General features: G+C 63.9%; 10 protein-coding genes. 1 reads left to right on the forward strand and 9 read right to left on the reverse strand.

Annotated elements, in window-relative coordinates:
* Positions 1 to 81: 81 nt before the first annotated feature.
* From ACYG9V_RS28570 to ACYG9V_RS28585, 4 genes are all read right to left on the reverse strand, one after another.
* A complete protein-coding gene (locus tag ACYG9V_RS28570) occupies positions 82 to 966 on the reverse strand; it encodes a transglutaminase family protein (RefSeq protein WP_023683456.1) in 885 nt (294 codons plus the stop codon).
* 1 nt (position 967) lies between these two features.
* Positions 968 to 3,379: a circularly permuted type 2 ATP-grasp protein gene (locus ACYG9V_RS28575; RefSeq protein WP_023696879.1), complete on the reverse strand. Its 2,412-nt coding sequence runs from the start codon at positions 3,377 to 3,379 to the stop codon at positions 968 to 970.
* A gap of 6 nt (positions 3,380 to 3,385) precedes the next feature.
* A complete protein-coding gene (locus ACYG9V_RS28580; RefSeq protein WP_352762443.1) occupies positions 3,386 to 6,745 on the reverse strand; it encodes a transglutaminase family protein in 3,360 nt (1,119 codons plus the stop codon).
* Positions 6,746 to 6,993: 248 nt separating this feature from the next.
* Positions 6,994 to 8,190 (reverse strand): acyl-CoA dehydrogenase, encoded by a 1,197-nt coding sequence (locus ACYG9V_RS28585; RefSeq protein WP_352762444.1) that lies wholly within the window; start codon positions 8,188 to 8,190, stop codon positions 6,994 to 6,996.
* 106 nt (positions 8,191 to 8,296) lie between these two features.
* Between ACYG9V_RS28585 and ACYG9V_RS28590 the strand changes: the two genes are divergently transcribed.
* The gene (locus ACYG9V_RS28590) at positions 8,297 to 9,208 is read left to right on the forward strand and encodes a LysR family transcriptional regulator (protein ID WP_352762446.1); all 912 of its coding nucleotides are present in this window, start codon (positions 8,297 to 8,299) and stop codon (positions 9,206 to 9,208) included.
* 11 nt (positions 9,209 to 9,219) lie between these two features.
* On the opposite strand, the gene ACYG9V_RS28595 is transcribed toward ACYG9V_RS28590, so the two are convergent.
* From ACYG9V_RS28595 to ACYG9V_RS28615, 5 genes are all read right to left on the reverse strand, one after another.
* On the reverse strand, positions 9,220 to 9,402 hold the full coding sequence (locus ACYG9V_RS28595; protein ID WP_023671771.1) for a hypothetical protein: 183 nt from the start codon (positions 9,400 to 9,402) through the stop codon (positions 9,220 to 9,222).
* Positions 9,403 to 9,467: 65 nt separating this feature from the next.
* The gene (locus tag ACYG9V_RS28600) at positions 9,468 to 11,789 is read right to left on the reverse strand and encodes a Tex family protein (protein WP_352762449.1); all 2,322 of its coding nucleotides are present in this window, start codon (positions 11,787 to 11,789) and stop codon (positions 9,468 to 9,470) included.
* Between the two features lie 114 nt (positions 11,790 to 11,903).
* On the reverse strand, positions 11,904 to 13,085 hold the full coding sequence (locus tag ACYG9V_RS28605; RefSeq protein WP_023683463.1) for a serine hydrolase domain-containing protein: 1,182 nt from the start codon (positions 13,083 to 13,085) through the stop codon (positions 11,904 to 11,906).
* 33 nt (positions 13,086 to 13,118) lie between these two features.
* The gene (locus ACYG9V_RS28610) at positions 13,119 to 14,315 is read right to left on the reverse strand and encodes a serine hydrolase domain-containing protein (RefSeq protein WP_352762451.1); all 1,197 of its coding nucleotides are present in this window, start codon (positions 14,313 to 14,315) and stop codon (positions 13,119 to 13,121) included.
* Between the two features lie 62 nt (positions 14,316 to 14,377).
* The gene (locus ACYG9V_RS28615; RefSeq protein ID WP_023671767.1) at positions 14,378 to 15,412 is read right to left on the reverse strand and encodes an ABC transporter substrate-binding protein; all 1,035 of its coding nucleotides are present in this window, start codon (positions 15,410 to 15,412) and stop codon (positions 14,378 to 14,380) included.
* Between the last annotated feature and the right edge of the window lie 12 nt (positions 15,413 to 15,424).

Consider the following 15,424-nt stretch of genomic DNA (forward strand, 5'->3'; position numbering starts at 1 on the left):
GCCTGCCGACCGATCCTCCCCGAAGGTTTCAACCGAGCATAACGGGCATCGCCGTTGTTGAGAAGCTGTGCTTCGAGGCTGTCAGGCCTTCTCAAGCGCGACCGGAATGACGTCGACGGCCTGGTCGCCGACCTGGCCGCCGGTGGTTTTCAGCACGCCGACGATCGGAGCCACGTCGGAATAGTCGCGGCCATAGCCAACGGTGATGTGGTCGTTGCTGGCCCGCATGCCATTGGTCGGGTCGAATTCCTGCCAGCCGGCATCGCGCCCACACCACACCTTGACCCAGGCATGCATGGCATCGGCGCCTTCGAGCCGCGGCTTCCCTTTCGGGGGAATGGTGCGCAGGAAGCCGCTGACATAACCCGCAGGAATACCTAGCCCGCGCAGGCCGGCGATCATGATGTGGGAGAAGTCCTGGCACACGCCCCGCTTCAAACGGAAGGCATCGCTGGCCCCGGTACGCACCGTGGTCGCTTCCCCGTCATAGGTGAAGTCGCGGTGGATGCGGTTGCACAGATCGATGGCCATGCCGACCGTCGAGCCGCCGGCGCTGTCGCGGGCATAGGCGGTGATCGCCGCATCGATGCCGGCATGATCGCTGGCGGCGAGAAAGTGATGCGGTGCATCCGGCGCCAGTGACCGTACGGCGCCGAGTTCTTCCCGCAGGCGCTGCAGATCGGGCGACACGTCGAGCCCAGGCTCCGGCCGTGACACCGACACGCGCGCGCTCATTCTGATGTCGAGCCCGTCATGGACGTCGCGAAAGGCGATCGCGGTGACATTGTTGCCGAAGAAATCGGCAAAATCCGTGCGCTCCGATGGGGTCGGCACAAACGAAAGCGAGGCCGCGATCACGCGCTGCACGCCGGCAATGGTCGGCGGCAATACACGCACCTGATGCCGGCTGCCACCGGCCGCGGCGTCATAATCGTAGCTGAGATGAAGCCTGATATCGTACAGCATGTTAACCGAAATACGCTTTAGCCAGGCTGCTATAGAGGTTGCCGATCTCAGTTGCGAGATCGTCCAGCACCTCCGCCGACATCTCCGATGGCTCCATGACGGCAATTGCCGTGTTGAGCTGCAGGATTTCCTTGGCCGCGACCGACATATGCCCCTCCGGCCCAACCGATGGCAACAGGCCGATCTCCGCCTTCAGCCGTTCGAGCTGGAACAGGATCGAGCGCGGGTTGAGTGGGTCGAGCGCCAAGAGGTCGATCACCGTGCGCCGTCCGGCCCGCACCGGATATTGCCGGCGGTGGGTCATGACGCTGTCGCCGATCTCCAGCATCATGTCGAGCGAGCCGTCCGGCGCACCGGACCTTGTCAGTCGGGCTAGCGTACGGGCGATCTGGATGCCGCGCTCGATCCGCCGGCCGATCTCGAGGAAACGCCAGCCGGTGAAACGGTACATATTCTCGTGCAACAGGCCGGAGAAACCGGCGAGCTTGCGCAGCATGACCGTCATCGCCCGTGTCGCGTCGTCACCCGGCGCCACCGTGGTGGCGAACTGATGAATGGTCTTCGACAGGTCCTTCAGCGCCAGCCAGCCATCGGGCGAAAAGCGGTCGCGGATCTGTCCGGCGCTGTAGACGGCGCTGTCCAGCGTGCCGATCAATCCGGGCGGAATGGCCGCTTCGAGATCGATGCCGAAGGGTTCGAGATAGTCCCTGATATCGGCGAGCAGCAGCATGTCAGGATCGGACGTCTCGGCCAGCCGCACATGATAGGCGCGCAGGATACGCACCGTATCTTCCGAACGCTCGATATAGCGGCCGAGCCAGGTCAGGTTTTCCGCCGCGCGGCTGGGCAGGCTGCCCGGCATGGTGCGGACGAAGCTGTCATGCTCCTGCGGCAGCAGCGTCTCGCGCTCGACCGACCGGTCGCTGACCACCCAGACGTCGGCCGCCTGGCCGCCGCGCTGCATGGCGATGGCGGTCGGGTCGAGCGAAAGGCCGACACGGGCGAAACCGCCGGGCATTACCGTCCAGCCATCGGGCGTGCGCGCGAGATAAACGCGCAGGCTTGCCGGCCGTGGCTCCAGCCAGCCGCCGACATAGACCGGCGTCGTCGACAGCGTCACCGCTTCCTGGCCGACGAAACCGCTGCCATCGCTCTCGATGCGCGCGATCAGCGCGATGCGTTCCTCCGGCGTCAGTGCCGAACCGAGCCTGGTCTGGCCGTCATCCTCAAAGGCCAGCCGCGTCGACAGCGCCGGACCGATCACCATGCGATCGATATTGGCAAGCACATGGGCCCGTTCGGTTGCTTGCCCGCACCACCAGGTCGCCACGCTTGGCAACAGAAGTTCTTCGCCGCGCAATGCGCGCGAAATCTTCGGCAGGAAAGCGAGCAGCGCCCGGGTTTCCATCAAGCCCGAACCCAGCGCATTGACCGTCGAAACCGTGCCGCGGCGGATCGCCTCGACCAGCCCCGGGGTGCCGATATGCGAGTCTGGCCGCAGTTCCAGCGGATCGGCGAAGGCGGCATCGAGCCGCCGCCACAGCACGCTGATCGGCATCAGCCCCGAAACCGTGCGCACCATAAGCTTGCCGCCGGCGACGGTCAGATCCTCGCCCTCGAGCAGCATGATGCCGAGATAGCGGGCGATATAGGCGTGCTCGTAATAGGTCTCGTTGAGCGGCCCCGGCGTCAGAATGGCGACGCGGCCGTCATTCTCCTTCGCCATGCCGATCAGAGCATCGCGAAAGCGACGGAAGAAACCGGCGAGACGGTGCACATGCATCTCGCCATAGATGTCGGACAAAGCCCGCGTCGTGGCGACGCGGTTTTCCAGCGCAAAGCCGGCGCCCGACGGCGCCTGCGTGCGGTCGCCCAGCACCCACCAGCTTCCATCCGGTCCACGGCCGAGCTCGAAGGCGCAAAAATGCAGGAAATGACCGCTGGCCGGCATGGTGCCGACGACGGGGCGCAAATATTCGGGGCTCGCCGCAATCAGGCCTGCCGGCAGGATTCCCTTCTCGATCAGCCGGTTCGGGCCATAGATATCAGCGACTATCTCCTCGAAAAGCTCGGCGCGCTGGACGAGACCGGCGCTGATCCCGGCCCATTCCTTGTCTTCGATCAGCAGCGGGATATGCGCCAGTGGCCATTCGCGCTCGTTAGCGCCGGCCTTGTCGTAGACGCGATAATAAACGCCGGCGTCGCGCAGATACTGGTCGGCGCGGGCAAAGCGCTGGCCCAGCTTTTCGGGACCCAGCTCCTCCAGCGCCTCGATGAAGGGCGCCCAGGCCGGACGCGGATGGCCCGAAGCATCGACCATCTCGTCGACGACGCCGTCAATCGGCTGGTAGTGCTCCAGCAGACTGTGCCTCAGCGGCTTGCCGCGGACCTTTTTCTGATTCCCCTTTGCCATCGCTGATCAGAGTCTTGCTGGCCGCCTGAGGTCAAGGGTCATGGGGAAGTCTTCAGAGGCTTCTTCATTGCGCAGCACATAGGCCGACGGCGTATGGCCGCGCGGCTCGAAGCGGGCGAGACGCCTCGCCTCGGCCTCATTGACGTTGACCGGGAAAGTGTCGTAGCTGCGCCCACCTGGATGCGCGACATGGTAGACGCAGCCGCCCACCGCCCGCCCCGACCAACGGTCGTAAATGTCGAAGACCAAAGGCGTGTTGACCGGCAGCGCCGGATGCAGGCCCGACGAAGGCTGCCAGGCCTTGAAGCGCACACCGGCCACCGCGACCTCGCGATTGTCGGTGACCTTCATCGGCACGATTCGGCCATTGCAGACAATGGCATGACGTTCCGGGTTGAGGCCTTCGGTCCTGACCTGCAGCCGTTCGACCGAGGAGTCGACGAAACGCACAGTGCCGCCGATTGCGCCTTGCTCGCCCATGACATGCCACGGCTCCAGCGCCTGCCGCAGTTCCAGCTTGATGCCGGCATGCTGGACTTCGCCGCAGAACGGAAAGCGGAACTCCAGCTGGGCATCGAACCATTCCGGCCGGAATTCGAAACCGTTGAGCTTGAGGTCGTCGAGCATGTCGAGGAAATCCGCCCAGACATAATGCGGCAGCATGAAACGGTCATGGAGCGAGGTGCCCCAGCGCACGAAGCGGCCATCAAGCGGGTTGTTCCACGCACGGGCGATGATGGCGCGTACCAGCAATTGCTGCGCCAGCGACATGCGCGCATTGGGCGGCATCTCGAAACCGCGGAACTCAACAAGCCCAAGCCGGCCAGTCGGGCCATCGGGCGAAAACAGCTTGTCGATGCAGATTTCCGAGCGGTGCGTATTACCGGTGACGTCAGTCAACAGATTTCGGAACAGTCGGTCGACCAGCCAAGGCAGCGGTGGGTTGCCCTGGCCCGGATGCGGCACCTGCGCCATCGCGATCTCGAGTTCGTAAAGCGAATCGTGCCGCGCCTCATCGAAGCGCGGCGCCTGGCTGGTCGGGCCGATGAACAGGCCGGAGAATAGATAGGACAGCGACGGGCGCCGCTGCCATTGCAGCACCAGGCTCTTCAACAGATCGGGCCGGCGCAGGAACGGGCTGTCATTGGGCGTCGCGCCGCCGACGACGACATGGTTGCCCCCGCCGGTACCGGTGTGGCGGCCGTCGATCATGAACTTGTCGGCGCCAAGCCGCGTCTGCCGTGCTTCCTCGTAGATCGCCGTCGTCGTCGCCACGCAGTCCTGCCAGTTGGCAGCCGGATGGATGTTGACCTCGATGACGCCGGGATCGGGTGCCACCCTGATGACGTTGAGGCGCGGATCGTGCGGCGGTCCATAGCCTTCGATATGCACGGGAAGGCCGATCGCCTTGGCCGCGTTTTCTGCGGCTGCGACGAGCTCCAGATAGTCTTCCAGCGCCTCGACCGGCGGCATGAAGACGCACAGCCTGCCGTCGCGCGGCTCGACCGAAAGTGCTGTACGCACCGCGCCGCCGATCTCGGTGATCTCCTGCTCGACCCGGTCTTGCTGACCGGTCGTCGCAGTGAACGATACCGCCTGCTGGCGCCGCGCCATCTCGTCGGCGCCTTCCAGTTCGGCCGGAGCCGGTTCTGGCAGTATGGCTTCCCGCGCCGGCAGCGGTCCACGCGGCAGCGACGGATCGACCGGCACGATATAGGGGAACTGCGCCGGCGGCACATAGGGCAGCGTGCCCAGCGGCAGGCGGTAACCGACAGGGGAATCGCCCGGCACCAGGAACAGCCGCCCGCGCCGTGTCTTCCACTTCTCCGAGCGCCAGCGCGGGTCCGAAGCCTGGCTGTTCCAGCGCTGCACCGGCAGCACGTAGCCGGACGGCTTGGTCAGCCCGCGCTCGAACACTTTCGCCATGCGGCTGCGCTCTTCCGGGTCTTCCAGCTTGGAGTTGGACGGATCGACATTGTCGGGCAGCTTGCCTTCCTTCAGCAGCCATTCGGCCGGGTCCTCATAGGCCTCGCTGACCATCGCCTTGTCGATGCCGAGTTCGCCGGCGATTGCCGTCAGCAAGCTTTCGGCTTGCTGCGGCCCGACCTCCGCATCGCTCTTTTCGTGTGCGATCAGCGACGGATCGCTCCACACCGGCTGGCCGTCGGTGCGCCAATACAGCGAGAAGGTCCAACGCGGCAGGCTCTCGCCCGGATACCATTTGCCCTGGCCGTAGTGGAGGAAGCCGCCCGGCGCGAAGCGTTCGCGCAATTTACGGATCAGCGCATCGGCCTTTTCGCGCTTGGTCGGGCCGACGGCGGCGGTGTTCCACTCGGCGGACTCGAAATCGTCGATGGAGACAAAGGTCGGTTCGCCGCCCATGGTCAGCCTGACGTCGCCCGCTTGAAGTGCGGCGTCGACCTTGTTGCCCAGCCCATCCAGCGCCTGCCAGCTTTCGTCCGAGAATGGCTTGGTGATGCGCGGATGTTCGGCGATGCGGTCGACACGCATGTCGAAGCCGAATTCGACATTGGCGAAGCTCGCCATGCCGGAAATGGGTGCGGCGTTGCGGAAATGCGGCGTGGCCGCCAGCGGCACATGGCTTTCGCCGGTGAGCAGGCCGGACGTCGGATCGAAGCCGATCCAGCCGGCGCCCGGCAGATAGACCTCGCACCAGGCGTGCAGGTCGGTGAAATCGACGGCGGTTCCGGCTGGGCCATCGAGCGCGACCAGATCGGGCTTCAGCTGGATCAGATAGCCTGAGACGAAACGCGCGGCGAGGCCGAGATTCCTGAGGATTTGCACCAGCAGCCAGCTCGAATCCCGGCACGATCCCTTTTTCGCGGCCAGCGTTTCCTCCGGCGAGAACACGCCGGTTTCCATCCGCACGATATAGGCGATCTCCCGCTGCAGCCGCGCATTGAGGTCGACGACGAAGTTGACGGTGTTGGTGGCGCTACGGTCGATGGTTGCGAGGAAAGCAGACAGCAGCGGCCCCGCCGGCTCCGGCGTGCGGTCGATGGCGAGATCGTCCCTGATGTCTTCGGGGTACTCGAACGGGAAGGTCTCGGCCGATGGTTCGACGAAGAAATCGAACGGATTGTAGACCGTCATGTCGGCGACGAGGTCGACCTCGATCTTCAATTCCGTCACCGGTTCCGGGAAGACGAAGCGGGCGAGGAAATTGCCGTAGGGGTCCTGCTGCAGATTGACGAAGTGGTTCGCCGGCCCGACCTTCAGCGAATGGCTGAGCACCTTGGTGCGGGAATGCGGTGCCGGCTGCAGCCTGATGACCTGGGGCCCGAGAACCACCGGCCGGTCATATTTGTAATGGGTCAGGTGGTAGACGGCTGCCAGTATTGCCATGGGGCCCCGGAGATCGGCGTTTCTTCAGCCGAACCCTGACACATCTATTGGCCATTCTCCAAGCAGAGATGTTGCGCTGCACCTAAATTAAGCAGCCGAAGCCGGCTACGCTGTGCCGAGATTCAGGTCAGGCCGAGTCGAAAATGGCTGATACCGAGAACCGGAGCAGAGCGTACTTTTCGTACGCGAGCACCGGAAGCGCAGGCATCGGCCATTTGCAGGCCGGCCTCGCTTGAATTCGGCACAGCTTAGAAAAACGCCTGTATCCCCGTCTGAGCCCTGCCAAGGATCAGCGCATGCACGTCATGCGTGCCTTCATAGGTGTTGACCGTCTCCAGGTTCTGCGCGTGGCGCATAACGTGGTAGCCGATCTGGATGCCGTTGCCGCCATGCATGTCGCGGGCCTGGCGGGCGATGTCGAGCGCCTTGCCGCAATTGTTGCGCTTGACGATCGAGATCATCTCCGGTGCCATCTTGCCCTCGTCCATCAGCCTTCCGACCCGCAAGCTGGCCTGCAGGCCCAGCGCGATCTCGGTCTGCATGTCGGCGAGCTTTTTCTGGAACAGCTGCGTGCCGGCGAGCGGCTTGCCGAACTGCTTGCGGTCGAGTCCATACTGCCGGGCCCGGTGCCAGCAATCCTCGGCGGCGCCCATCGCGCCCCAGGAAATGCCGTAGCGGGCCCGGTTGAGGCAGCCGAATGGGCCGCCGAGGCCCCTGGCGTTGGGCAGCAGCGCGTCTTCGCCGACTTCGACGCCTTCCATCACCACCTCGCCGGTGATCGAGGCCCTAAGGCTGAGCTTGCCGCCGATCTTCGGCGCCGACAGCCCCTTCATGCCCTTCTCCAGCACGAAACCGCGGATTTCGTCCTTGCCGTTGTCGCCCTTCAGCTTCGCCCAGACCACGAACACATCGGCGATCGGCGCGTTGGATATCCACATTTTCGAGCCGGAAATCCTGTAGCCGTTCGCGGTCTTCTCGGCCCGCGTCTTCATACCGCCGGGATCGGAACCCGCATCCGGTTCGGTCAGGCCGAAGCAGCCGATCCATTCGCCCGAGGCCAGCTTAGGCAGAAAATTCTTGCGCTGTTCTTCCGAGCCATAGGCATGGATCGGATACATCACCAGCGACGACTGCACGGACATCATCGACCGGTAGCCGGAATCGACCCGCTCGACCTCGCGCGCCACCAACCCGTAGGTGACGTAATTGGCGCCGAGCCCGCCATATTCCTCAGGGATGGTGATGCCGAGCAGGCCGGCCTCGCCCATCTCGCGAAAAATGCCGGCATCGGTCTTTTCCTCGAGATAGGCCTCCTCGATGCGCGGCGCGAGCTTGTCGGCGGCAAAGGCGGCCGCGCCATCGCGCACCATGCGCTCATCCTCGGAAAGCTGGTTCTCGATCAGGAAGGGGTCTTCCCAGACGAACGCGTTCTTGTCGGCGGCCATGGCTTCGCTCTCTCCCAAAATCTTGAAGTGCTCGGGCTTATCCACCTCCGCTTCGGAAAAATCAAACAAAATTGCATCACAGATCAATGAGGTTTAGTAATGGATCATGAACGTCCAACGCCGGCTTTTACCCAGCACCAGCGCCCTTGCCGCCTTCGAGGCCGTGGCCCGCCTTGGCTCCTTCACCGCTGCCGCCCAGGAACTCGATTTGACCCAAGGGGCCGTCAGCCGCCAGATAGCACTTCTGGAGGAACAGTTCGGCCGCCGGCTGTTCGAGCGCGACAGCCGCAATGTTCGGCTGTCCACGGCGGGCGAAATCTATGCCGAAGCCGTGCGGGCGGCACTCGGGCAATTGCGCGACGCCGCGCTCGGATTGATGAGCAATCGGCATAGCGGCATGCTGAACCTCGCCATACTGCCGACCTTCGGCACGCGCTGGCTGATGCCGCTGATCCCGGATTTCGTCGCAGAAAACCCTGACATCACCATCAACTTCGTCACCCGCATCGGCCGCTTCGACTTCGCCCGCGAACGCCTCGACGCCGCTATCCATCATGGCCAGCCGGACTGGCCGGACGCCGATTCCACATTGTTGATGTGCGAAACCGTGATGCCGGTGGTTTCGCCCGACTTCCTTGCCAGCCGCGATATCACCACGGCGGCCGACATCAGCCGCCTGCCGCTGCTGCACATGGCGACGCGCCCTGGCGCCTGGGGCGAATGGTTCGAGGAACAGGGCTTGAGCGCACCGATCGGACCCGGCATGCAGTTCGAGCAATTCGGCACCGTTGCCCAAGCCTGCATGGCGGGGCTTGGCGTCGCGCTCCTGCCGCAAGTTCTTATCGCCGGCGAATTGCAGCGCGGTCAGCTCGTGCCGGCGCCGGGACAGCCGATGCAAAGCCGCAGCGCCTACTACCTCGTCGTCCCGAACGACAAGCGCGGCCACCCGCCCGTCGTCAGCTTTCGCGACTGGCTGCTGGGCCAGGTTGAGAAGGAACCGGCCGTTCTGGCCTGGTAGCTACTTCCGCTTCATCGGCTCGGTTTCCGGCTGGAAGCGCAGCGTTTTTGCGACTTGCGTTCGGCAACTTTCGCATCGAGCTTGCTTTTGATCCGGGCGAAAGCCTGGTCTCCATCGACCGAACTGCCACTCGCCATGCCCTCGTCCCAAAGACGCCCCAACTCTTGGACACTCACTTTCTCGAAACTTGCCATATCGCGCGTATCTCCACACAAGGATGGTAGATAACGCTCTAGCGATTGCAAGGAACCATTCGAGGCTACTTCCGCTTCAAGGCATCGGCCAGTGCTGCGCCAAACGCGCCTTGCTGTGCCGGTCGTTCCGGCTGACGCCGCGGCATCGGCGAAGGTTGCGCCGGCTTGCCGCCGCCATTGTCGCGCGGCCCCTTCGGCGTCCCGCCCTCGCCGCCGTCCTTGCGCATGGACAGCGCGATGCGCTTGCGCTTGATGTCGACATCGACGACCCGCACCTTCACCACGTCGCCGGCCTTCACCACCTCATGCGCGTCCTTGATGAAACGATCGGCCAGTTGCGAGACATGCACCAGCCCGTCCTGATGCACGCCGATATCGACGAAGGCGCCGAAGGCAGCGACATTGGTAACGGTGCCTTCCAGAAGCATGCCGGGCTTCAGATCCTTGATGTCGTCGATGCCATCGGCAAAGGTTGCGGTCTTGAAGCCGGGGCGCGGGTCGCGGCCGGGCTTTTCCAGCTCGGCAATGATGTCGCGCACCGTCGGCAGGCCGAACCGTTCGTCGACGAAGACTCGCGGATCGAGCGCCTTGAGCGCTGCGCTGTCGCCCATCAGCGAGCGCACATCGCGGCCGCAGGCAGCGACGATCTTCTTGGCCACGCCATAGGCTTCCGGATGGACCGACGAGGCGTCGAGCGGCTCGCTGCCATTGGCAATGCGCAGGAAGCCTGCGGATTGTTCGAACGCGCGCGGTCCAAGCCGCGCCACCTTGAGCAGTTCCTTGCGGCTGGCGAACGGCCCGGTCGCATCGCGATGCGCGACAATGGCATCGGCAAGCGACGCGCCTAGGCCTGACACGCGGGCCAAAAGCGGCGCCGAGGCGGTGTTGAGATCGACGCCGACAGCATTCACCGCGTCCTCCACCACCGCCTCCAGCGAGCGGCCAAGCCGGTACTGGTCGACATCATGCTGGTACTGGCCAACGCCGATCGATTTCGGCTCGATCTTGACCAGTTCGGCGAGCGGGTCCTGCAGGCGCCTGGCGATCGACACCGCACCGCGCAGCGACACGTCGAGCCCGGGAAACTCAGCCGCCGCTGTCGCCGAGGCCGAATAGACCGAGGCGCCGGCCTCGCTGACGATCACCTTGAGCGGCTTTGGCCCACCATCCGAAGGCATGTCGGACAGCATGTCGGCGACCAGCTTTTCAGTCTCGCGGCTGCCGGTGCCGTTGCCGATCGAAATCAGCTCGACCTTATGCTGGCGGATGAGTGCTGCGAGCTGGGCCTGTGTGCCGCGCACATCGTTCCGCGGCGGAAATGGATAGACGGTCGTCGTCGCCAGCACCTTGCCGGTGCCATCCACGACAGCGACCTTGACGCCGGTGCGGATGCCGGGATCGAGTCCCATGGTCGGCCGCGAGCCGGCGGGTGCTGCCAGAAGCAAATCCTTGAGGTTGCGTGCAAAGACATGGATCGCCTCTTCCTCCGCCCGCTCGCGCAGGTCGCGCATCAAATCGAGCGTCAGGTGCAGCGAAAGCTTGATCCGCCAGGTCCAGCCGGCCACTTCCATCAGCCAGCGGTCGCCCGGCAGGCTGCCGCCGATGGCGTAGGCATTGGCGATCATCCGCTCGACCGGCTTCACCGGCGAGGCATCGTCGGCATCGACCTCGATGTCGAGCGACAACACCTCTTCGTTGCGGCCGCGCAGCATGGCCAGCGCGCGGTGGCTCGGAACATTTGCCCAACGCTCGACATGCTCGAAATAGTCGGAGAATTTCGCCCCGGCCTCCTGCTTACCGTCGACGACACGGGCACGCATGAAAGCGCGCTCCTTCATGTAGGTGCGAAGCTTGCCGACCAGATCGGCATTTTCCGCAAACTGTTCCGACAGGATGTCGCGTGCGCCTTCCAGTGCGGCCTTGGCGTCGGTCACATCCTCGGTCACATAAGCCAGCGCCGCCTCGGCGGGCACCAACGACCGGTTGGCCAAAATAGCCTCCGCCAATGGCCCCAGCCCGCGCTCCCGGGCGATCTCGGCCTTGGTGCGGCGCTTGGGCTTGTAGGGCAGGTAGATGTCTTCCAGTTCAGCCTTAGTGGCGGCAGCCACAATTTTGGCCTCTAGTTCCTCGGTCAGCTTGCCCTGCTCGCGGATCGAACCGAGAATGGTGTCGCGGCGCGCATCGAGTTCGCGCAGATAGGCCAATCGCTCGGCAAGGTCGCGCAATTGGGTGTCGTCGAGCCCGCCGGTGACCTCCTTGCGGTAGCGCGCCACGAACGGCACCGTCGCGCCCTCATCGAGCAGCCCTATAGCTGCCGATGCCTGCTCCGACCGCGCCCCGATCTCTGCCGCGATGATGGATGCGATGCGTTTGCTGTCTGCTGCCATGCTGGTCCCTGTCGCAAAGAGCGGCGACCATAGGCGCTGATGTCCGTCCCGCCAACCGCAGTGTTCTCAAGCGTCAAAGAGGTCCACAGGAAAGCGCCTTGCTTTGGCTCGTCCTCAGACCATCCCGCTCAGCGCCTCGAAAAAGGCAACGATCTCGCGTTCGAGCGGATAATCTTCAGGCACCGGCTGCGACCCCATTTTTGCAATCACCACTTCCGTCTTCGGGTTGACGTAGAGCCATTGGCCGTGGATGCCGATGCCGCAGAAGGCGCCGTTTGCCGCCCCCGTCTGGTACCATTTGTTACGGTAACGGCCCTTTGGGAACAGATGCACCATTGTGCCGCGCTGCCAGGCCTCCGCGCTGCCGCCGGCAACGGTCGTATCGCGCACCCAGCCTTCTGGCACGATGCCGCGGCCATTGGCCGTGCCGCCCTGCCGCATCATCTCGCCGATACGCGCCAGGTCGCGCGGCGTCACCGAAATGCCGCCGGCGGTGCGCGCCGTACCTTCCATGTCGACGCCGATCGAAGCCTCGCTGACTGCACCCAGCGGTAGCCACAGTTTCTCGCGCATCAGGTCCGGGAAGCGCTGGCCGGAAGCTCGTTCGAGCAGCAGGCCGAGCAGATCGGAATTGGGCGAACGGTAGCGGAAGGTTTTGCCGTGCGGTTCTTCGAGCCGCTGCAAGGTCAGAATGAATTCGCGCAAGCTTTCAGTGCCGCCGCCCGGATTCCACAGCGTCGCGCGGCGGTAACGGGCAAAGGCGCTTTCGGGATCGAGATAGGCCTCCTCGAAATCGAGGCTGACGCTCATGTCGAGCACATGCCGGCAGCTTGCATCGGCATAGGCCGAGCCGGCGGCTTCCGGAATGTACTGGGTCACCGGCGCTTCCGGGTCGAACACGCCCTCGCCTTCCAGTATTCCGGCGATGATCGCGGTGACCGATTTGCTGATCGAAAAGATGATGTGACGGGCGCCGAAATCCATATTGGGCGCGAACCAGTCGCCGATGACCTTGCCAGCCTTCATCACCGTCAGCGCGTCGCTGCTCGAACGTGTGAGGAATTCGGCCACCGTCTCCGGCGCGCCGGCGGCGGAGACGTTTTCGCCGAGCAGGCCGCTCAGGTCCCGCACCGGTGCCTCGACGCTTCCCAGCGTCGCCGCCACGGGGGCGGTCGGCACCAGCTCGCCAAGGTTCTGGAACGACCAGCGGTTGAACGGGCTTTCGCGCCAGTTGGAGAGCAGCACCTCATTGCGGGCAAAGCCGTAGCGGGTCTCGAACGCGGTCTTGCCAGTCATGAACGTTTCCTCGGAGGGATGATTTGTTGTGGGTCAACCAAGCGCCTTGGCGATGGCGTGCACCGCCTTCAGCGTTGCTACCGAATAGGCGACATTGCTGAAATCCGGATAGGTCGAAAGCTTGACCACGACCATGCCGGTGTCCCAGTCGACATGGATCATCTGCCCGAACACGCCCCGGCACATCAGCGCGCGCGAGCGCGGGTCTTCGATCCAGAACTGGTTGCGATAGCTGCCTTCGGGCAGGCTCGGATTGAAGTCCGGCCCATGCCTGCCGTTGCGCGTCGCCTCGATCCAGTCGGCCGGCACGATGCCGCGGCCCTTGTCGAGAATCAGCTGGCCGAAGCGGGCATAGTCGCGCAGCGTCGCGTTGAAGCCGCCATCGGCCAGCGCATAGCCGGCGCTGTCGACCGTGAAGCAGGCGCTCTCGTCGGCGCCGAGCTTTTGCCACAGCTCCTCGGACACCAGCTGCGCCAGCCGTTTACCGGTGACCCGCTCCATGATGAAGGCAAGCACGTCGGTCTCGATCGAGCGGTACTCGAACGCGGCGCCATGCGGCCGCACCTTGTCCTTCAGCTGCAGGATCAACTCGAACAGATGCGGCGGCCATTGGAAATCCGGATCGCTGTCCGGCGGCACCGGCTTCCAGCCCGTGGCGACATCAACCTGGCCGATGTCGGAGTAACGGTCGGTGTATTCCTCGGAAAACCGCACGCCGGTGGTCATATCCAGCACATGCTGCACGCTGGCGCCGTCCCAGCCGGTCGCGCCGAGCTCCGGCAGATAGGCGGTCACCGGTTTGGCCGGGTCGATCAAGCCGCGCCCAACCAGAATACCGAACACGGTGCCTGTTACCGACTTCGCCATCGACTGCGACAGATGCAGCGTGCGCTCGGCCATGCCGTTGAAATAGCGCTCATAGGCTACCTTGCCGTCTTTGAGCACCAGGAAGCCGTCCGTGTAGGTCTCGTCGAGCAGGCCAACGAGCGTCGTCGGACGGCCCTTGCTGTCTTCCACCGGCAGCGCGTCGAGATCGGTCCCTGCGCGCTCAAGACGATGGCGATGGCCATTACCGCGCCAGACCTCGATGGTCGGCAGGAATTCGCGGATGTGTTGGAAGGCCCAGCGATTCCATGGCGGCCGGTCCCAGTCGAGCTTCGGCAGCACCATTTGAGGCGGCGAGCCCTGCATGATCGACGGCCGCGGATCGCTGTTGCGATAGGAGTCCATGAAAGCCATTCCGGAAAAGAAAAGACCCGGCGGCGCATGCCGCCGGGTCTGTCAGACTGCGGTTATTTCTGCAGTTCGGTCCAGATCTTGGTGTAGATGTCCTGGATCTCAGGCGCGCACATCTTCTGGAATTCGCCTTGTGCCTTCGCAGCCTCCGGAATGACGACTTCCGGGGCATCCTTCATATCGGCCGGCATGTACTTGTCCGAGCCGGTAATGGCGTTTGCGTAGCGATGGAAGGCCGAGAGGCCGGCCGCGTTTTCCGGATCCATGATGAAGTTCTGGAACAGCTTGGCGTTCTCGACATTTTTGGCTTCCTTGAGAACGACGACGTTATCGCTCCACAGGCCGTAGCCTTCCTTCGGATAATTGTAATGGATGGCCGGATTGGCCAGCCGCTGACGCAGCGCCGAACCGTTCCAGTCGCTGGTCGCCTTGAAGTCGCCGGCGCCCATCTTTTCGATGGTGTTGTATTCCATGGCGATCCAGTTCGGCTTGGCCGCGACAAGCGTGTCGCGCACCTTCTTCAGCACCGTCTTGTCGTCGGTGCACTGCTGGCCGCCGACATATTTGATCGCCGCGAAGATAACGTCATTCATCTCGGGAACGACATTGGTCTTGCCCTTCAGCTCGTCCGGCGTGTTGAAGATGATGCCCCAGCTGTCGGCTGGTCCCTTGTAGGCATCGGTGTTGACGACGACGCCGACGGTGCCCAGCGCCCACGGCACGGAATATTTCCGGCCGGGGTCGAAGTCTGGATTGGCCCATTCCGGCGCCACGTTCTTGAAGTTCTCCATCTTGCCCGGATCGGTCTCCTGCACGAGGCCCTCCTTGATCCAGATCGGCACGTAGGTTTGCGACGGAACGGCGATGTCGAAGCCGGTGCCGCCCTGGCGTACCTTGGCGAGCGCCGTATCGTTGGAATCGTAATCGGTGATGGTCACCTTGACGTTGTATTTGGCTTCGAACTTCTTGATCACATCGGGGCTGGTATAGTTGCCCCAATTGTAAATGTTCAGCTCGCCATCGGCGCGGGCCAGGCTCGTCGTTGCGAGCAGCGCCAACCCGATGGCGGCTGTCGTTGTTTTCCAGTTCATGGTTTTAGCTCC

The organism is Mesorhizobium sp. W016 (assembly GCF_054719485.1).